Source organism: Pseudomonas azotoformans (assembly GCF_001579805.1).
GTDB classification, from domain to species: domain Bacteria; phylum Pseudomonadota; class Gammaproteobacteria; order Pseudomonadales; family Pseudomonadaceae; genus Aquipseudomonas; species Aquipseudomonas azotoformans_A.
In genome coordinates, this window is sequence record NZ_CP014546.1 from 5,229,117 (window position 1) to 5,248,121 (window position 19,005).

The window sequence follows — 19,005 nt, forward strand, 5'->3', positions numbered from 1 at the left end:
GCTCAGCCTCAAGCAAAAAACGAATAAACCACCGCAGTAATCGCCACCAACCCCACCGCCGTGACAAACACATTGGACGCCTGCCCACGGTACTTGGCCATGGCCGGCACCTTGCGGATGGCATACATCGGCATCAGAAACAGGATCGAAGCAATGATCGGACCGCCGAGCGCCTCAATCATCCCGAGAATGCTTGGGTTCAACGTCGCAACGATCCAGCACACCACCAACATGAACGCCGCCGTCATCCGGTCCAGACGCTTGGCCTCAGGACGACGACCGGTCTTCAGCACCAGGCCCTTGAGGCCTTCACTGGCACCGATGTAGTGCCCCAGGAACGACTTGGCAATCGCCACAAACGCGATCAACGGTGCCGCAAACTCGATGGTCGGATTATTGAAGTGGTTTGCCAGGTACGACAGGATCGACAAGTTCTGTGCCTTCGCCTCGGCAAGCTGCGCCGGCGACAGGGTCAGCACGCAGCTGAACACGAAGAACAGCACCATCACCACCATCAGCAGATGTGCGCGCGACAGGATCTGCGAGCTGCGCTCATCCGCGTGGACGCCGTACTGGCGCTTCTGGTCCACCGCAAAGGCCGAGATGATCGGCGAATGGTTGAACGAGAACACCATCACCGGAATCGCCAGCCACAAAGTGTTGAGCAGCGCAGACGGCGCAGGCACCACGCTGGCGGTGCTGAGGATGCCGCCGTTCCAGTGCGGGATCAGGTACACCGCCAGGAACAGCAAGGCGACGATAAACGGATACACCATCAGGCTCATCGCCTTGACGATCACCTGCTCACCGCAACGCACCACGGCCAGCAGGCCGAGGATCAGCACGAACGACAGCAGCGCGCGTGGTGGCGGCATGATGTGCAGTTGGTGCTCCATGAAGCTGCCGACCGTGTTGGTCAACGCCACGCTGTAGATCAGCAGGATCGGGAAGATTGCGAAGAAGTACAGCAAGGTGATCAGCGCACCGGCTTTAATGCCGAAGTGTTCTTCGACCACGTCGGTGATATCGGAACCTTCACGGCCGGACAGCACGAAACGGGTCAGGCCACGGTGGGCGAAGAAGGTCATCGGGAACGCCAGTAGCGCAAGGATCACCAGTGGCCAGAAGCCGCCCAGGCCCGCGTTGATCGGCAAGAACAGCGTACCGGCGCCAATGGCGGTGCCGAACAGGCCAAGCATCCAGGTGGTGTCCTGGCGGCTCCAGCTTGTGAGGGTTGCAGGTGTCGTTGCATAGCGTTCGTCGACGCTATTGGCCTGATCATTCATCCGGTCGGATCTCCGCATTTACACGGCCGGGACGAGTCAGAAAAACCTGACAGGCAGCGCCCCGACCATAGAAGGGGCCGGATTGTCCGGGATTCTTGTGAATAAGCAAAGACTTAGCTGAGGAACGGTGGTGCGGTGCAGGCCCGCAGGGGCACCTGTATACGGCGGTTTTCGGGGCGTGCGGCTGAATGCGGAATATACATTCCCGCACAAATCTATTTTAGAATCGCGCTTGATCCTGTAGTTTTCATCCAGCATCCGCCGTTTATCCAGAGAGCCCTGCCATGCCGCGCGTTTCCCGCAAACAAGCCGAACTCAATCGCGAAATCATCGTCGAGGCGGCCACGCACCTGTTTCGCGAGCGCGGCTTGCACGGTATCAGCCTATCGGACGTCATGGCCGCCGCTGGCCTGACCCACGGCGGTTTCTACGGGCACTTCGCCTCCAAGGAAGCGCTGGCCACCGAAGCCTGCCAGCAGGCCTTCGAGCAAGCGAACCTGGGCTGGCAGGCAAAGATCGATCGCAGTGAAGATCAGCAGACTGCCCGCGAGGCCGTGATGGGGCCTTATCTAACAGCCACCCATCGCGACAACCCTGGAGACGGCTGCCCCGTGTCGGCCTTCGCCCCGGACATGTGCCATGAGCCCGCCGACACTGCCTTGCAACACACCTTTATTGAGGGGGTCGAGAAGTCCCTGGAGGTCTTTGCGCAGCTACAGGATGGAGATCGCCAGGCAATGCTGGCCAAGTACGCAATGATGATCGGCGCAGTGACCCTCGCGCGTGCGACACGTGGCAATCACCTGTCGGATGAATTCCTGGCTGCTGCACGAAATGCCCTACTGGCCGTTGACAGCCCTTCCTCCGTCCCAGCATGATCAGGCCATGAATATTTTCCAGCGCTCCCTCACCCGCACCACCACCACGACCGCTTCCGGCGGGTCGTGCGGTGGCTGTGAGTGCTTGAGCTAGACACTTCACAGATTCAACCCAAGGCCCCGCCAGCAATGGACGGGGCCTTTTTATTGCTCCGCCCGTTCGGCAATCACAAGGAGCAACACCATGGCTGACGCCCTGCTGATCATCGACATGCAAACCGGCTTATACGATGGCCCGGAAAAGCCCTTCGAACGTGAACGTGTGCTCGCCACCATTAACCGGCTGATTCAGCGTGCACGCCTGGCTGGCGCCCCGATCTTCGTGGCGCGCCACACCGGGCCGGCAGGTTCACCGATAGAAGCCGGCAGCCCGCTCTGGCAGTTGTGGCATGAGCTTGAGGTGGATGAGTCCCGCGATCACCTGTTCAACAAGACCCGCCCCAGCTGCTTCCTGGGCACAAATCTAGAAGCGCAACTGAGAGCGGCCCAGGTCAATGAACTGGTGATCGTGGGGATGAAAACCCAGTTCTGCCTCGACACCACTTGCCGGGTAGCCGTGGAATTGGGGTTTTCCGTGGTGCTGCCAGAAGACGGCCACACCTGCATGGACACACCGGCACTCAAGGCCGAAGCGATTATCGAGCATCACAATGCGACCCTGGCCGGGGCGTTTGTAAAGCGTGCACGTGCGGTCGAGATAAGCTTCTGATCGCACAAATACGGCATACTCCTCCCCTCAAACCCTTCAGGAAGAGCCTTCCGATGACCGCTACTGTTTTGGTCCTGGTTGAAACCATCAACGAATACCTGCCCATCATCGAGGGCAATGACTTTCATGTGATCCTGGCACCGACACCCGCCGAACGCGCCGAAGCCATCAAGGCCCACGGCAGCCAGATCAGGGCCGTGTTGACCCGTGGCCCGCTGGGCTTGTACGCCGAGGAAATCGCCGCCCTGCCGCTGCTGGAAATCATCTGTGTGATCGGTGCCGGCTACGAGCATGTAGACCTGCAAGCCGCCAGCAATCGCGGGATCGTCGTGACCAATGGCGCCGGGGTGAACGCGCCATCGGTGGCCGATCACGCCATGGCATTGCTGCTGTCGCTGGTGCGCGGCATCCCGCAGACCGACGCCGCCGTGCGCCGCAGCGAATGGCCGAAAGTGATGCGCCCGTCCCTGGGCGGTAAGCAGTTGGGCATCCTCGGGCTCGGTGCTGTTGGCCTGGAAATCGCCAAGCGTGCAGCCCTGGGCTTCGGCATGGAGGTGAGTTACCACAACCGCCAACCACGCGATGACGTGGACTACACCTACTGCGCCACTGCGGTGGAACTGGCGCGCACCTCGGACTTTCTGATCCTCGCCACCCCCGGCGGTGCCAGCACCCGCCACCTGATCGATCGCCACGCCCTGGATGCCCTGGGCCCGAATGGCTACCTGGTCAACATTGGGCGTGGCAGCGTGGTGGTCACCGCCGACCTGGTCGCGGCCCTGGAGCAACGCCGCATCGGCGGCGCCGCACTGGATGTATTCGACGACGAACCCCAAGTGCCTGACGCCCTCAAGAAGCTCAGCAATACCGTGCTCACCTCCCATGTGGCCGGCCTGTCGCCCGAAGCGGCCCATGACACCGTGCAGCGCGTGGCCGATAACCTGGTGGAATACTTCGCCGGCCGTCCGGTGCTCACGCCGGTTGCCCTGCCCCCGCCCACTCAATGACCGATCAGGCACGCTGATCATCGTCCAACACGCTAACCTATTAAGCCGCCCCGACCTTGTCGCTGGGCGGTTGTGCGCATTAGATTAGGAAATAGTCCAAGGCCTTTAGAATAAGCAGAAGGGATAAGCATGGCGCTGAACGACCAATCGACCCAGATTCGCCCAGGCGAAGAACTTGATGCCAGCCTGATCGATCCCTACCTCAAGGCCCATATCCCCGGCCTGAGCGGCACGCCCACGATCAGCCAGTTTCCCGGTGGCGCGTCCAACCTGACCTACCTGCTGGAATACCCTGGCCAGGAATTCGTGCTGCGCCGCCCGCCCTTTGGCCACAAGGCCAAGTCCGCCCACGACATGGGCCGCGAATACCGCATTCTCAACCAGCTCAAAGATGGCTTCCCCTATTGCCCCAAGGCCTATGTGCATTGCACAGACGAATCGGTGATCGGCGCCGAGTTCTATGTGATGGAGCGGGTCAACGGCATCATCCTGCGCTCCGACCTGCCGCCTGAGCTGGGCCTGGACGCGGCCAAGACCGAAGCGCTGTGCAAAAGCTTCATCGACAAGTTCGTCGAACTGCACCAGGTGGACTACAACGCCTGCGGCCTGGCCGACCTGGGCAAGCCGGAAGGCTATGTAGAGCGCCAGATCCGTGGCTGGAGCGATCGCTACGAGAAAGCCCTGACCCCCGACGCGCCGCGCTGGGAAGCGGTACGCGCCTGGCTCAACGACAAAATGCCGGCCGACCACCCGACATCAAGCATCGTGCACAACGACTACCGCTTCGATAACGTGATCCTCGACCCGCACAACCCGATGCAGATCATCGGCGTGCTGGACTGGGAGCTGACCACCCTCGGCGACCCGTTGATGGACCTGGGCAACACCCTCGCCTACTGGATCGAAGCGGCCGACCCGGCGCCGGTGCAACTGATGCGCCGCCAGCCGAGCAACGCGTCGGGCATGCTCACCCGCCGTGAATTCGTCGACTACTACGCCGAGCGCTCGGGCATCCAGATCGACAACTTCGACTTCTACTACACCTACGGCCTGTTCCGCCTCGCCGGCATCGTGCAGCAGATCTACTACCGCTTCTTCCATGGCCAGACCCAGGACAAACGCTTTGCGCAGTTCATTCACATGAACAAGCTGCTGGAGCAGATGAGCCTGAACGTCATCAGCAAATCGTCCCTTTAAGGAACCGCTATGTCCAAGACCCACCTGTTCGACCTCGACGGCAAGATCGCATTCGTTTCCGGCGCCAGCCGTGGCATCGGCGAGGCCATCGCCAAGTTGCTCGCCCAGCAAGGCGCCCACGTGATTGTCTCCAGCCGCAAGCTCGAAGGCTGCCAGCACGTGGCCGACGCGATCATCGCCGACGGCGGCAAGGCCACGGCCGTGGCCTGCCATATCGGTGAAATGGAACAGATCACCCAAGTGTTCGCCGGTATCCGCGAACAGTTCGGGCGCCTGGATATTCTGGTCAACAACGCCGCCACCAACCCGCAGTTCTGCAACGTGCTGGACACCGATCTCGGTGCGTTCCAGAAGACCGTTGACGTGAACATCCGGGGCTACTTCTTCATGTCCGTGGAAGCCGGCAAGCTGATGCGCGATAACGGCGGCGGCAGCATCATCAACGTCGCGTCGATCAACGGGATTTCCCCCGGTGTGTTCCAGGGCATCTACTCGGTGACCAAGGCCGCTGTGATCAACATGACCAAGGTGTTCGCCAAGGAATGCGCAGCGTTTGGCATTCGCTGCAACGCCCTGCTGCCGGGCCTGACCGACACCAAGTTCGCTTCGGCGCTGGTGAAGAACGACGCGATCCTGAAAATGGCCCTGGCGCAGATCCCCCTCAAGCGCGTGGCCGACCCGAGCGAAATGGCTGGCGCGGTGCTGTTCCTGGCCAGCGATGCATCCAGCTACACCACCGGCGTGTCGCTGAATGTGGATGGTGGTTTCCTGTCCTGATCAAGCATTCGGCGGCTGCTGCCGAAAACTCACCGCCAGGCGGTTCCAGCCACTGATGCCGGACACCGCCATGGTCAGGTCCACCAGTTCCTGCTCGCTGAATTCCAGCCGCACGGCGGCGAACAGTTCATCCGATACCGTCGAGGTCGGCAGTGTCGCGACGGACTCACTCCAGGCCCAACGCGGCCTTTTCCCGCGCTGTGAAGAACGGCGAATCGCGCCAGACGCACAACGCGAACAAACGTCGCTCGGTCTCGCCGCGCTGACGCGCCGCCATCGAGTGCATGTCCGTACAGAAACCACAGTGGTTGAGCTGCGAGACACGGATCTTGATCAGTTCCAGCAAAGGCTTTTCGATGGACAAGCCAAAGGTCGTCGCCTCCAGCATCAGCATGCCTTTGAGCGCCTGCGGTGAGGCGGTGTAGTAATCCAGGCGGGGTTCCATGGGGGCGGCTCTCTGGCGGTGGGTGCAATGACTGTCCAGCCTAGAACCCACACGGCATAAGCCCTATAGCCAATCGGCCGGTTTATGCAGAGACCATTTTGAGCCTACCGCGTACGCGCGTACGCTTGGCGCAACGTCAATGCCCGGAATAACACATGGAACTGCACGTTGTGATCAACGGCCGCAAGGATCTGGCCGAACAGTTGTACCAACAGTTGCGTGAAGCCATTGGCTCCGGGCGCCTGGCCGCCGGTGCGCAGCTGCCGCCCAGCCGCTTGCTCGCCGAGCAATTGGGCGTGTCGCGCAAGACCGTGTCGGACACCTACGCCACCCTGACCTACGAGGGATTGCTGATCGGCAAGACCGGTCGCGGCACCTTCGTCAACGCCCGAGCAGCGCAGAGCGAACGCCTGCAAAGCGCCACCGACCTGGCCTGCGCCGCCAACCTGGCGAAGTGGCAGTCACTGCCCTCGCCCATGCGCCACCCCACCCGCGATAGCACACTGCGCTATGAATTTATCGGCGGCGCCACCAGCCGCAACCAGTTCCCCCAGGATGAATGGCGGCGCTGTACCCAGGACGCGTTGCGGCGCATCGCTCAGAACAGTGGTTTCTACAGCCAGCCCGAAGGCTTGCCGGCGCTGCGCAGCGCTATCGCCGGGCATATCGCGTTCTCACGCGGGGTCAACTGCCGTGACAGCGACATCGTAGTCACCAACGGCGCCCAGCAGGCACTGGACCTGATCGCCCGCGTCGTGCTGGAGCCGGGCAGCATCGTCGCCATGGAAGACCCCGGCTACAGCCCCGCACGCCAGATGTTCATGGCGATGGGTGCCAGCGTCGCCAGCGTGCCGGTGGATGAACAGGGCATTCAGGTCGAGCGGATTCCCGACGGCACACGACTGATCTACGTGACGCCCTCGCACCAGTTCCCGCTCGGCATGCCCATGAGCCTGCCACGCCGTGAAGCCTTGCTGGCACGGGCGTTCGAGCTGGGCGCAATCATCATCGAGGACGACTACGACAGCGAGTTCCGCTACGAAGGGCGGCCCACCGACTCCCTGCAAAGCATGGACACCCGTGGCGTGGTGACCTACGTCGGCACCTTCTCGAAAACCTTGCTGCCGGAGCTGCGCCTGGGCTACGCGGTGCTGCCACCGGCGATTTATGGCGCAGTGCTCAAGGCCAAGCAGCTGACCGACCAGCACAGTTCCACACTGCCGCAATGGGCCTTGGCCAAGTTCATCAGTGAAGGTTACCTGCTCAAGCATATCCGTCGCTGCCACACGGTCTACGCCGGGCGCCGTGAACGCATCCTGCAACGCCTGGCAGGCGACTTGTCGCCGTGGTTCGAAGCGGTGCCTACCGTGGCCGGGTTCCATATGGCGGCGCTGTGCAAGGTGCCGGTGAACATCCCGTTGCTGATGGAACTGGCACGCCGGGTGGAAGTGGGCTTGTACCCCCTGGATGTGTTCTTCCACGATGCGCCAGTACGCCCTGGCCTGATCATCGGCTTTGGCGCTATCGAAACCCTGGACATCGACCCGGCGCTGGACAAGGTGCGCGATATTCTCCAGCAGATTGGCTAGCGGATTTTCCGGCGGATTGGTCATTGGTCCTGGCTTCGCCAGGCTCTAGCCTGTGCACTGACCCCGCCCTCGGAGACCATCGCCATGCCAGCCTGTGCCTTCAACACTGTCCTTGTCCGCGCGGCCGCCGGGCGCTCAGCGGAACTGGGCGAGCGCCTGCAGCAGATAGCCGACGCGGTACTCACCGCCCCCGGTTGCCTGGATTACGGGGTGCAGCGCGACCCGATGGACCCCGACCTGTGGATCGTCACGGGACGCTGGTACTGTGCCGAGCAGCTCAGCGCACACTTCGCATTACCGGCCCTGCAAGGCTTTATCGAATTGACCCGTGAACACCTGGCCCGTCGCCTGGATTTCGACCACTGAAGCATTGGTCTCCTGCTCTTCGCCAGGATTGGTCATTGGTCACCCAGGCCTTGCGGCGTAGGGTGAAGAGGTCTCGAACTACTCGGAAACTTCGCCATGAAACCACTGCTCGCCGCCGCCCTAATGCTCGCCTCGCTCAGCGCCTTTGCCCATGAACCGGTTTATAACCAGGAGTCGATCAAGGTCTTGCAAGAACACGCCTTGACCAATGTACCCGGCAAAAAAACCCTTATGCTCACCGTGGACTATGCCCCTGGTCAGGCCACCGTGCCCCATAGCCACACAGGTACTGCCGTGGCCTATGTGCTGGAAGGCGCGATCACCTCGCGGGTGAATGATGAGAAAGCGAAAACCTACCAGGTCGGCGAATCGTTCTACGAACCTGCGGGCTCCCGGCACTTTGAATCGAGCAATGCCAGCCAGACAAAACCGGCCAAGTTGCTGGTGGTGATGGTGCTGGATGACAAGGCTGAAGTGCTGACGCCTCTCAAGCAGTAAGCCCTAAGGTCGCTGGAACCGCCGGCGCAGGTCCTCGATCTGTGGCCGGCACGCACAGCCTTCCAAATGATCATTGACCATCCCCATCGCCTGCATCAACGCATACATCGTGGTCGGGCCCACATAGGTCCAACCGCGTTTCTTCAAGGCTTTCGACAAACGTACCGAAGCCGGTGATGTGGGATTGCCCGTCCAATACGCCATGTCTACCACCTCAGGGCGCTCGTCTTGACTGGGCTCAAACGCCCACAGCCAGCTCGCCAGCGAACCCGTCTCATCCACCAGTTCACAGGCTCGCCGCGCGTTGTTGATGGTGGACACGATCTTGGCCCGATTGCGCACGATGCCCGGGTCCTGCATCAAGCGCTCGATATCCGCCTCGCCGTACTGCGCCACCCTTCTGAAATCAAACCCGTCGAACGCCGCCCGAAACTGCTCACGCTTGCGCAGGATGGTGATCCACGCCAAGCCCGCCTGGAATCCTTCCAGGCAGACCTTTTCGTACAGCTGGATATCATCCGCCACCGGCACGCCCCACTCCTGGTCGTGATAACGCAGGTATTCCGGCGCAGCCGTGCGCCAGGTGCAGTGGGTCTGCCCGGTTTCGTCAGGGGTCAGTCCTGGTGTGTCCATCCATCACCTCATGTGCCGAGCGGCGGATGATAAGCGAAAAAAATTCTCGCGCACCAACCGCTCAAGCATCGCCGTTACCGACCAACTGGTCAGACCGGGACCTGTCGACCGTCAAATAATTGCTTGTGATTTCAAAAATACCGGGCGTAGACTGGCCGCGCACTGGACTTACCGGTATGACCACAACAATTAAGCCCTGGAACCACCAGGGCACCGAATAGAGATCCCTCCCATGCTCAGATGGTGCTCGCGTTCGATTTTCCTGCAAGTCGTGATTGGTCTGATGCTCGGCATCATTTGCGGCCTGGCCCTTCCCGAATTCTCCTCGCAACTCAAACCCCTGGGTGACGGCTTTATCAAGCTGATCAAGATGCTGATCGGCCTGATCGTGTTCTGCGTGGTGGTCAGCGGCATTTCCGGTGCAGGCGACCTGAAGAAAGTCGGGCGTATCGGCCTCAAGTCGGTGATCTACTTTGAAGTGCTCACCACCGTCGCCCTGGTGATCGGCCTGGTGATGGCCTTCAGCACCGGCATCGGCCAAGGCGCTAATATCCACCTGGAACAGTTGTCTTCCGCCGGCCTCAATGAACTGGCCGACAAGGGCCAGCACATCCGCGGTACCAGCCAGTTCCTCATGGACTTGATCCCCAACTCGGTGATCGGCGCCTTTGCCGACAACAACGTGCTGCAAGTGCTGCTGTTCTCGGTGCTGTTCGGCAGTGCGTTGAACCTGGTGGGCGAAGCCGCCTCAGGTATCTCGCGGCTGATCAACGAATTGAGTCATGTGATTTTCCGCATCATGGGCATGATCGTGCGCCTGGCGCCGATCGGCGTGTTTGGCGCGATCGCCTTCACCACCAGCACCTACGGGCTGGATTCCCTGCAACACCTGGGCAGCCTGGTGGGTTTGTTCTACCTGACGTGCTTTGCCTTCGTCGGGCTGATCCTCGGCCTGGTGATGCGCCTGTCGGGCCTGCGCATGCTGCCGCTGCTCAAGTACCTGCGTGAAGAACTGCTGATCGTGATGGGCACCGCCTCCTCCGACGCCGTGCTGCCACAGATCATGCGTAAACTCGAACACCTTGGCATCGGCAGCTCCACCGTGGGCCTGGTGATTCCGACGGGGTATTCATTCAACCTCGACGGGTTCTCCATCTACCTGACCCTGGCCATCGTATTTATCGCCAATGCCACCGGCACGCCGCTGTCGATGACCGACCTGCTGACTATCCTGCTGGTGTCGCTGATCACCTCCAAAGGCGCCCACGGCATTCCCGGTTCGGCGCTGGTGATTCTGGCGGCGACCCTCACCGCGATTCCGGCGATCCCGGTGGTGGGCCTGGTGCTGGTGCTGGCGGTGGATTGGTTCATGGGCATCGGTCGCGCATTGACTAACCTGATCGGCAACTGCGTCGCCACCGTGGCCATCGCCCGCTGGGAAAAAGACATCGACCTCCAGCGCGCCAACAAGGTGCTGGACGGCCAGCAAGGGTATGCCTTCCAGGCCAAGAAACCGGTGTTGCCGGCGCATCAGGAGTTCTGATTTTGCGGGGCCGGGTGGCCGGCCCTTCATTCATTCTTAAGGAGCGTACGACGTGATCAGCACCTCAACCGTCGTCAATTCAGTGGTAGAAAAACTCCGCGCCGCCTTGGCGCGTGGCCAGTGGCGCCGGGGTGAAATGCTCCCCGGCCAGCGCGAACTGGCCGAACAGATGGGCATCAGCCGCCCCAGCCTGCGTGAAGCGGTGATCGTGCTGGAAACCCTCGGCCTGGTGCGTTCTATGCCCGGCAAAGGCGTGGTGGTGCTGGAAACCAGCGTCAGCGAACCCCAGTCCAGCGACGCCGTGGCCGACGCCAGCCTGGAAGACATCCTGCAACTGCGCTACACCCTCGAACCCTTCATTGTCGGCCTGGTGGCCCAGTCCATCAGCAGCAAGGAAGTCGGCCAACTGCGCCTGACCCTGATGGACATGCGCGAAGCCCTCGACGCCGGCGACGCCGAAGCCGGGATGAACGCCTACATCGGCTTTCACGAAGAACTGTTCGCCCTCACCTCCAACCCGATCTTCCAGAACGTGGTGCAACAGACCAGCAACGCCCTCAAGCAAAGCGCCCAGGTACTGCGCAACTCGCCGGAACACCTGGCCGAACGCCTGCTGGAAAACGACGCCGTGGTGCGCGCCATCCGCAACAAGAACAGCGCCCTGGCCAGTGCCGAGATGCGCCGGCACATCCTTCAGGAAGGCCTGCGCATGGGCATTCGCTTGAACATCCCGGACGACCATCTGGGCAGCTGATTTTTTTGGAGACAGGCCATGACCGCCCACGCCTTGCACTACGAACCGATCCTCCCGACCCTGCGCCTGGTCGCTGGTAAAAAACCTTCGGTGGACGACATCTACCCACGCCTGTTCGACGCGATCCTGGAACAGCGGATCGCCCCGGCCAGTCGCTTTACCGAAGAAGGCCTGGGCGAGATCTTTGGGGTGAGCCGCAGCGTGATTCGCCGCGTATTGGCAAAGCTGTCCCATCAGCAAGTGATCATCCTGCGTCCCAACCAGCGTGCTCAGGTGGCGGCGCCGGATGCACAGCAGACCCGCCAAATCCTGGAAGCCCGCCGCCTGACGGAAATGACTGTGGTGCAACTGGCCTGCGCGCAGGCAACATCGACGCAGATCCGGCATTTGCGCGAACTGATCGCGCGGGAGCGTGAGCATATTGAACGGGACCAACGCGGGCCAGCCATCCGCCTCTCCGGCGAATTCCACCTGCAACTGGCAGCAATGGCACGTAACGCGCCCTTGGCGCAATTTCTCAACAGCCTGGTGCCGTTAACGTCCTTGATCATCGCCCAGTACGAAGCGAAGGCGTGCACCTATTGCGCGTGGCAGGAGCATGAAGCGATTGTGGATGCAGTCGAACAACGCGATGTGAACCGCGCAATGAACCTGATGACCCAACACCTGGATCACCTGGAAGCCAAATTGCTGAGCCACGATGGCCAAATGGCCCACCCTGGCTGACTACAATTACAACGCTGATCTACGAAATCACCGACAGCAGGGACCGTCATAGAACCGCAGAATTGCATTCATTCCTAAAGCCTTGAACGCGGATGAATAGCACTATGCACCCCCTCACTTTCGCACTGGTCACTGGCCTGGTCGTCACACAGTTCAGTGTCGATGCACGGGCCGGCGACGCGTTAACTGCCGGGACTTACATCATCACCCCGGCAGCCCCCGTGTGGTTGCTTGAACAGCCCTACGCAGATAGCCCCATGCTCACCGCCCGCACCTTCGGTGGCAGCGCTTACGGCGACTACCATGTCAAGGCCAGCCTTGAGATCAGCTGTTCCCCACAGAGCCCGAACGCCAGCCTTGCACTGCAGATCACACCGACAGCACTGGGCTTTGACGTCGCGCCTTTCGAAGGTCCAGACGCCAGCACCGATGGTCCGTTGCGTATCACTACGGCAACACGCACGGCCATCGACCACCCGGTAAACGGCATCTGGACTTACGGCGGAGCGTTCCAGATCGGCACGGTATTTGCGCTCAGTGCTGCTGTTCCCCATGACGAATTAGCCTACTGGGCCAACGATGCCTCACGCGGCCAGACACTAAAACTTTCGGTAGCGCCAGCCAAAGAGGGTGGCAAGCCGCTGACCGCGACATTCTTATTGCCTGCTAACAACAACGGTTTGAAAACAGTTATCCAGCCCTGCCTGGGCAACGCCAGTTTTTAAGCCATAAAAAAAGCCCCGTATCTCAGGATACGGGGCTTTTTGTCCTACAGCGGAATCAAGCCGGTTGCAGCACCGACTGACCGCTCAATGCCAGGTCCAGCAACTCACGGTTGGCCACCGCGTACATGGCGTAGTCCGTCCCCACAGCGGCACGGATTTCCACCATCATCGCCACCCAACGCTGCGCCATGTCCTTGTGCTGCTCAAGCCACAGGGCCACGCGGGCTTCCATGTCTTGTGGCGCGTCGGCCATTTGCAGCACGGAGATGGTGATTGCGCGTTGCTGCCAGTCCACGTCGTCGCGGAAGGCTTCACGGGCCTGGGCCTGCCAGTTGTTGGCCACCGGCAGATCGCTGATCTGCTGCAGGTACCACGGCAAGTCCAAGGCGCTGCCGACGGCGAAGTAGGCCTTGGCCACTTCGGCGGCGTCATGCCCGGTCACATCAGCGGCTTCGATGATCGGCAGCAAGGTGTACAGGTGAGTAGTGCCTGCAACCATGCGTGCCAACAACTCCGGCACACCGGCTTCGGTGTATTTGCCGTAGCGGTTCTGCCAGCCTTCGCGGGTCGGGCCTTCCAGCAGTTCGTCGAGCTTGAGGCCCAACGCCGCCAGGTGCGGACCGAAGTGCGCGGTGTCACGGCCAGCGTCCTGCTCGTTGCGACGGCTGCGCAGGAACCAGCGTGTAGCACGGCGGCCCAGGCGCATCAGCTCATCCATCAACTCCAGTTGCACGTCAGCGGAAACCTGGTGGTCCAGGGCTTCGATCTGGCGGAACCAGTGCGGGAGGTGGAAGATGTCACGCACGATCACATAAGCGCCTGCCACGTTCGCCGGGCTCATGCCGGTCGACTCTTTGAGTCGTTGAACGAAGGTGATACCCATGTGGTTGACCAGGTCGTTGGCGATCTGGGTGCTGACGATCTCACGCTTCAGGCGGTGGCGACGCATGGCCTCGGAGAACTTGGCGACCAGGCTCGGTGGGAACGCGGTTTCCATGTCACGGGTCAGGTAGTCGTCATCCGGCACCAGCGACTTGAGCAGCGCTTCCTTGAGGTCGATCTTGCTGTAGGAGATCAGCACCGACAGTTCCGGACGGGTCAGGCCCTTGCCATTCGCGGCGCGCTCGGTGAGCTGCTCCTCGGTCGGCAGGTACTCGATGGCGCGGTCCAGCTTGCCACGGCCTTCCAGGTCGCTCATCAGGCGCTTGTACTCGGCGGCACGCTCGTAGGCACGGCGCGCGGCCAGGGACAGGGCCTGGGTTTGCTTGTAGTTGTTGCCCAACACCAGGTTGCCGACTTCGTCGGTCATGCTCGCCAGCAACTGGTTGCGTTGCTTGTCGGTCATGTCACCGGCCTGCACCACTTCGTTGAGCAGGATCTTGATGTTCACTTCGTGGTCGGAGCAGTCCACGCCACCGGCGTTGTCGATGAAGTCGGTGTTGGAACCGCCGCCATTGAGGCCGAATTCCACACGACCCAGCTGGGTCATACCGAGGTTACCGCCCTCGCCCACTACCTTACAGCGCAGCTCGTTGCCGTTGACGCGCAGCGCGTCGTTGGCCTTGTCGCCCACGTCGGCATGGCTTTCGGTGCTGGCCTTGACGTAGGTGCCGATACCGCCGTTCCACAACAGGTCCACCGGCGCCTTGAGCAAGGCATTCAGCAGTTCGGTCGGGGTCAGCTTGTCGGCCGCGATGTCGAAGCGCTCTTTCATCTGTGGCGAGATGGCAATGCTCTTCGCGCTGCGCGAGAAGATACCGCCGCCTTCAGACATGATGCTGGTGTCGTAGTCGGTCCAGGCCGAACGCGGCAGCTCGAACATGCGCTGACGCTCGACGAAGCTGGTGGCCGGGTTCGGGTTTGGATCGATGAAGATATGCAGATGGTTGAAGGCCGCGACCAGTTGTAGCTTGTCGGACATCAACAAGCCGTTACCGAACACGTCACCGGCCATATCGCCAACGCCCACCACGGTGATGCTGTCTTCCTGCACGTTGATGCCGCGCTCACGGAAGTGACGCTGCACGCCGACCCACGCGCCCTTGGCGGTGATGCCCATCTTCTTGTGGTCGTAACCGGCGGAACCACCGGACGCGAACGCGTCACCCAGCCAGAAGCCGTAGTCGATGGCGATGCCGTTGGCGATGTCGGAGAAGGTCGCAGTGCCCTTGTCCGCAGCCACCACCAGGTACGGGTCATCGTTGTCATGGCGCACAACGTTGGCCGGCGGTACCAGGGCGCCGTCCTTCAGGTTGTCGGTGATGTCCAACAGGCCGGAAATGAAGATGCGGTAGCAGGCGATGCCCTCGGCCCGCGATCTCGTCACGGCTGCCGCCCAGTGGCAGGCGACGCGGCAGGAAGCCGCCCTTCGCACCCACTGGCACGATGACCGAGTTCTTCACTTGCTGGGCTTTTACCAGGCCGAGCACTTCAGTGCGGAAGTCTTCTTCACGGTCGGACCAGCGCAGGCCGCCGCGCGCGACGTTGCCAAAGCGCAGGTGCACACCTTCGACGCGTGGCGAGTACACGAAGATTTCAAACTTCGGCACCGGCTTAGGCAGTTCAGGGATCGCGTGCGGGTTGAACTTGAAGCTGAAGTACGACTTGTTCTGGCCGTTGGCGTCAGTCTGGTAGAAGTTGGTGCGCAGGGTCGCCTTGATCAGGTCCAGGTAGCGACGCAGGATGCGGTCTTCGTTGAGCACCTGAACGTCGTCCAGGGCCGAAAGAATCGCTTGTTCCAGGCGTAGCTGCTTGTCTTCCAGGTCGTCGCTGGTGAGCTTGCGCGCCAGGTAGAAACGGGTCTTGAACAACCGGGTCAACTCGCGGGCGATGTCGGTGTGGTTGTTCAGGGTGCTGGCGATGTAACCCAGGTCGAAGCCCAGACGGATCTGCTTCAGGTAACGGGCGTAGGCACGCAGCAGTGCCACGTCGCGCCATGGCAGGCCGGCGGTGAGTACCAAGCGGTTGAACGCATCGTTTTCGGCGTCGCCATGCACGATGTGCACAAACGCGTCCTGCAGGGTGTCGTTGAGCTGCTGGATGTCCAGGTTCACGCCTTCGGCGGCAATGAACGCGAAATCGTGGATCCAGAACTCACGGCCATTGGCGTGACGCAGGCGGTACGGGAACTCGCCCAGCACCCGCAGGCCGAGGTTTTCCAGGATCGGCAGCACGTCGGACAGCGCCAGCGGGGTATCGGCGTGGTAGAGCTTGCAATGCAGCTCGCGCTGGCCAGACACCTGGCCCAGCGGCTGGTAGAAGCTCATCACCAGCGGGTTGGCTTCGGTCAGGCTGAGCAAGTGCTGCATGTCGACCACGGCCGAATGCGCGGCGAAACGCTCGCGGTAACCGGCTGGGAAGCCTTTAGGGAAGTCGGCCAGCACGTTGGTGCCGTGCGCTTCGCCGAAGCTTTCCACGACCAGGCTGGCGTAGTCGTCCTGCCAGCTGCGGCAGGCCTGCACCACTTCTTTTTCCAGTTGCAGCGGGTCGATGTCCAGGCGGTTCTTCGGGTCAACCCGCAGGATCAGCTGTACACGGGCCAGCACGGACTCGGAGAAGAACGTCCAGAATTCGCAATCCGAGGCCTTCAAGCGATCCATCAGCACTTGCTGGATCTTCTGGCGCACTTCGGTGGAATAGATGTCGCGCGGCACGTAGGCCAGGCAGTAGCAGAAACGACCGTACGGGTCTTTGCGCAGGAACACGCGGATCTTGTTGCGTTCCTGGATCTGCACAATCGACATCACGGTGCTGAACAGCTCGTCGACCGGGGTCTGGAACAGGTCGTCGCGTGGCAATACTTCAACCACCTGCGCCAGTTCCTTGCCCAGGTGAGCCTTGGGCTGGAAGCCGGAGCGGCGTTCGATTTCCGCAACCTTGCGACGGATATACGGAATCACCCGCACGCTTTCGCCATACACCGACGAGGTGTACAGGCCCATGAAGCGGTGTTCCTTGATCACTTTGCCGTCGGCGCTGATCTCACGGATCGACACATAGTCCGGATACGCCGGACGGTGCACGCGGCTCGGATGCGCGGCCTTGGCGAACGACAGCACAGTCGGTTCACGCAGGTAGGCTACGGCATAGTCTTCGATGCGCAGGTCGTCGGCGGTGAGGCCAGCGCGCAGCAGTTTGGTCAGACCGAGGAACGAATCGGCGTCATATTCGATATGACCGCCGTCTGCCTCGTCACGTACCACGAACTCTTCATAGCCGAGGAAGGTGAAGTGGTTGCCCACCAGCCATTCCAGGAAGTTCTTGATCTCGGCTTTCTCTTCGCCGTCGATGCTGAACTGGCTGGCGTCGATACCGGCCAGCAGGTCCTGGACCTTGGCTTTCATCGGTTCGAAATCGGCTACGGCCACGCGCACTTCGCCCAGCACCTGCTCCAGCTCTTTGCTCAGCACGTTCAGTTCGGCGGCGTTGGCGCAGCGGTCGATTTCCAGGTACATCAGCGATTCTTGCAGGATGCCTTCGCCCTGGGTGCCTTTTGGCAGGATCTCCAGCAGCTCGCCCTTGGCGCCACGGCGTACGCTGAGCACGGTGGTCTGCAAGGTGTGAATGCTGTAGCCGCGACGGTTCAGCTCGGTACGCACCGAATCCACCAGGAACGGCAGGTCATGGTGCAGCACTTCGACCGCGGTATGGGTCGACTGCCAGCCATGACGTTCGTAATCGGGGTTGTAGACCCGCACTTGCGGTTGGGTGTGGTCAAAGCGCTCAAGCAGGCGCCAGGCAGAAAGAGTGCAACCGGCCAGGTCGGAAAGGCGACGCTGGGTCAGTTCGTCCAGGGAAATGATGCCGAAGAATTGTTCAGCGAACAGCGCCACTTGTGGCAGTGCCTGTTCACTGATGTGCTGCGCCAGTGCCGCTTGCAGTTGATGCTGGAAGTCGGCCTTGCTGGCTGCGGTGAAGAACGCCATCTGTGGTACTCCGCTTGGGCTTGTTATTGATGGAAGCGTCGCGTGTTATCCCCTTGCGGGGAGACCGTCAGCGCTGTTCGCTGGTACTGATATAAGCACACTAGCGAATCAGGGTGACAGGTGGGTGAAGCTGGACAAGACAATGAGGTCACATACAACTTCCATAAGATGCGCACCTTGCCGGGTGACGGTACGACGGGCAGGTCAGGCGCCTGGCTCATGCACATCCGTTGCGCAGCTTAACGAGTGTGGGAAGCCCACTGCTTGCGACGCTGCGACATATTCGGTCATCGGTAAGCAGGCGTGGGGTTGCGACTTGGGCAACCCGCTATTTCCAGGCAAAAAACCGCCTGTTGAACCGCCTGCGAGTACCAGAAATGACTGATATTGCCCGTCAGGTCATGCACTGGGTCTGACACAGGATGCAGCACAAAATTCGCCGCAATGGCACAATTGCCCGCATTACGCCTTACCCCAGACAGGATTCCCCATGCTGCAGCTGAAAACCGATGCCCTGATGGTCACCCCGTGCGATGACGAAGAAGACAACATGGCGATGCTGTGCTGCCACGGCAAGAACGGCGAGATGTTCATGCTGACCCGTTACCCGGATGAAGACGAAGTGGAACTGACCTGGGATTACGAGCCGTCGACCCTCGACCGGCTGAAAGTCACCCTGGGCGCCACGACGCTGCTGGTTGAGCTGGCCGCAGGCGATGCCGATGCACTGGGCGGCAAGGACCAGCTGGAGATCACCCACGCCACCAGCGCGTCGGACCTGGCCGAAGTCGAGGAAACCCTGCAAAACATCCTCAAAGGCACTGGCACCTACGTCCGCGCGTGATGCCTCGCACACAAAATTCCTACAAGTATTGCCAAAAATACCCGTTACGCCGTTAGTCGCCAGCCCCTTCGATGCATTAAAGTAAGCCTCCCAAGCCCGGCGT

Annotated in this window: 15 protein-coding genes and 2 pseudogenes; 13 read left to right on the forward strand and 4 right to left on the reverse strand. The window is 61.2% G+C overall.

The window, feature by feature from the left end; genetic code table 11:
• Positions 1-8 precede the first annotated feature (8 nt).
• Positions 9-1,286, reverse strand: a complete 1,278-nt coding sequence (locus AYR47_RS23915) for a serine/threonine transporter (RefSeq protein WP_033902418.1) — start codon at positions 1,284-1,286, stop codon at positions 9-11.
• A gap of 284 nt (positions 1,287-1,570) precedes the next feature.
• Here AYR47_RS23915 and AYR47_RS23920 point away from each other — a divergent pair, with 284 nt between their 5' ends.
• The 5 genes from AYR47_RS23920 (at position 1,571) to AYR47_RS23940 (ending at position 5,854) form a co-directional block, all read left to right on the forward strand.
• A complete protein-coding gene (locus AYR47_RS23920; RefSeq protein WP_033902417.1) occupies positions 1,571-2,164 on the forward strand; it encodes a TetR/AcrR family transcriptional regulator in 594 nt (197 codons plus the stop codon).
• Positions 2,165-2,348: 184 nt separating this feature from the next.
• Positions 2,349-2,873: a cysteine hydrolase family protein gene (locus AYR47_RS23925; RefSeq protein WP_061437247.1), complete on the forward strand. Its 525-nt coding sequence runs from the start codon at positions 2,349-2,351 to the stop codon at positions 2,871-2,873.
• A gap of 53 nt (positions 2,874-2,926) precedes the next feature.
• A complete protein-coding gene (locus AYR47_RS23930) occupies positions 2,927-3,880 on the forward strand; it encodes a 2-hydroxyacid dehydrogenase (protein ID WP_033902415.1) in 954 nt (317 codons plus the stop codon).
• 129 nt (positions 3,881-4,009) lie between these two features.
• On the forward strand, positions 4,010-5,077 hold the full coding sequence (locus AYR47_RS23935) for a phosphotransferase family protein (protein ID WP_033902414.1): 1,068 nt from the start codon (positions 4,010-4,012) through the stop codon (positions 5,075-5,077).
• Positions 5,078-5,086: 9 nt separating this feature from the next.
• Positions 5,087-5,854, forward strand: a complete 768-nt coding sequence (locus tag AYR47_RS23940) for an SDR family oxidoreductase (protein WP_016980158.1) — start codon at positions 5,087-5,089, stop codon at positions 5,852-5,854.
• Here AYR47_RS23940 and AYR47_RS23945 read toward each other — a convergent pair.
• A pseudogene (locus AYR47_RS23945) lies at positions 5,855-6,299 on the reverse strand (carboxymuconolactone decarboxylase family protein).
• 155 nt (positions 6,300-6,454) lie between these two features.
• Between AYR47_RS23945 and pdxR the strand changes: the two are divergent.
• The 3 genes from pdxR to AYR47_RS23960 all read left to right on the forward strand — a co-directional run bounded on the left by pdxR (position 6,455) and on the right by AYR47_RS23960 (position 8,752).
• Positions 6,455-7,888: a MocR-like pyridoxine biosynthesis transcription factor PdxR gene (gene pdxR / locus AYR47_RS23950; protein ID WP_033902411.1), complete on the forward strand. Its 1,434-nt coding sequence runs from the start codon at positions 6,455-6,457 to the stop codon at positions 7,886-7,888.
• A gap of 84 nt (positions 7,889-7,972) precedes the next feature.
• Complete coding sequence (locus AYR47_RS23955) at positions 7,973-8,254, forward strand: putative quinol monooxygenase (protein ID WP_061437249.1); 282 nt, start codon at positions 7,973-7,975, stop codon at positions 8,252-8,254.
• Positions 8,255-8,350: 96 nt separating this feature from the next.
• Positions 8,351-8,752 (forward strand): cupin domain-containing protein, encoded by a 402-nt coding sequence (locus tag AYR47_RS23960; protein WP_033902409.1) that lies wholly within the window; start codon positions 8,351-8,353, stop codon positions 8,750-8,752.
• 3 nt (positions 8,753-8,755) lie between these two features.
• Here the strand turns inward: AYR47_RS23960 and AYR47_RS23965 are convergent, their stop codons facing one another.
• Positions 8,756-9,385 (reverse strand): DNA-3-methyladenine glycosylase I, encoded by a 630-nt coding sequence (locus tag AYR47_RS23965; RefSeq protein ID WP_061437251.1) that lies wholly within the window; start codon positions 9,383-9,385, stop codon positions 8,756-8,758.
• A gap of 217 nt (positions 9,386-9,602) precedes the next feature.
• Here AYR47_RS23965 and AYR47_RS23970 point away from each other — a divergent pair, with 217 nt between their 5' ends.
• The 4 genes from AYR47_RS23970 (at position 9,603) to AYR47_RS23985 (ending at position 13,133) form a co-directional block, all read left to right on the forward strand.
• Positions 9,603-10,928, forward strand: a complete 1,326-nt coding sequence (locus tag AYR47_RS23970; RefSeq protein ID WP_177075616.1) for a C4-dicarboxylate transporter DctA — start codon at positions 9,603-9,605, stop codon at positions 10,926-10,928.
• 52 nt (positions 10,929-10,980) lie between these two features.
• Positions 10,981-11,682: a FadR/GntR family transcriptional regulator gene (locus AYR47_RS23975; protein WP_033902406.1), complete on the forward strand. Its 702-nt coding sequence runs from the start codon at positions 10,981-10,983 to the stop codon at positions 11,680-11,682.
• A gap of 18 nt (positions 11,683-11,700) precedes the next feature.
• Positions 11,701-12,408 carry a GntR family transcriptional regulator gene (locus tag AYR47_RS23980; RefSeq protein WP_033902405.1) on the forward strand — a complete coding sequence of 236 codons (708 nt, stop codon included), beginning with the start codon at positions 11,701-11,703 and terminating at the stop codon, positions 12,406-12,408.
• Between the two features lie 104 nt (positions 12,409-12,512).
• Positions 12,513-13,133 carry a hypothetical protein gene (locus tag AYR47_RS23985; RefSeq protein WP_061437253.1) on the forward strand — a complete coding sequence of 207 codons (621 nt, stop codon included), beginning with the start codon at positions 12,513-12,515 and terminating at the stop codon, positions 13,131-13,133.
• 55 nt (positions 13,134-13,188) lie between these two features.
• Here AYR47_RS23985 and AYR47_RS23990 read toward each other — a convergent pair.
• Positions 13,189-18,058 (reverse strand): annotated as a pseudogene (locus AYR47_RS23990) (NAD-glutamate dehydrogenase).
• A gap of 490 nt (positions 18,059-18,548) precedes the next feature.
• Here AYR47_RS23990 and AYR47_RS23995 point away from each other — a divergent pair.
• A complete protein-coding gene (locus AYR47_RS23995) occupies positions 18,549-18,902 on the forward strand; it encodes a hypothetical protein (RefSeq protein WP_061437254.1) in 354 nt (117 codons plus the stop codon).
• Positions 18,903-19,005 lie beyond the last annotated feature (103 nt).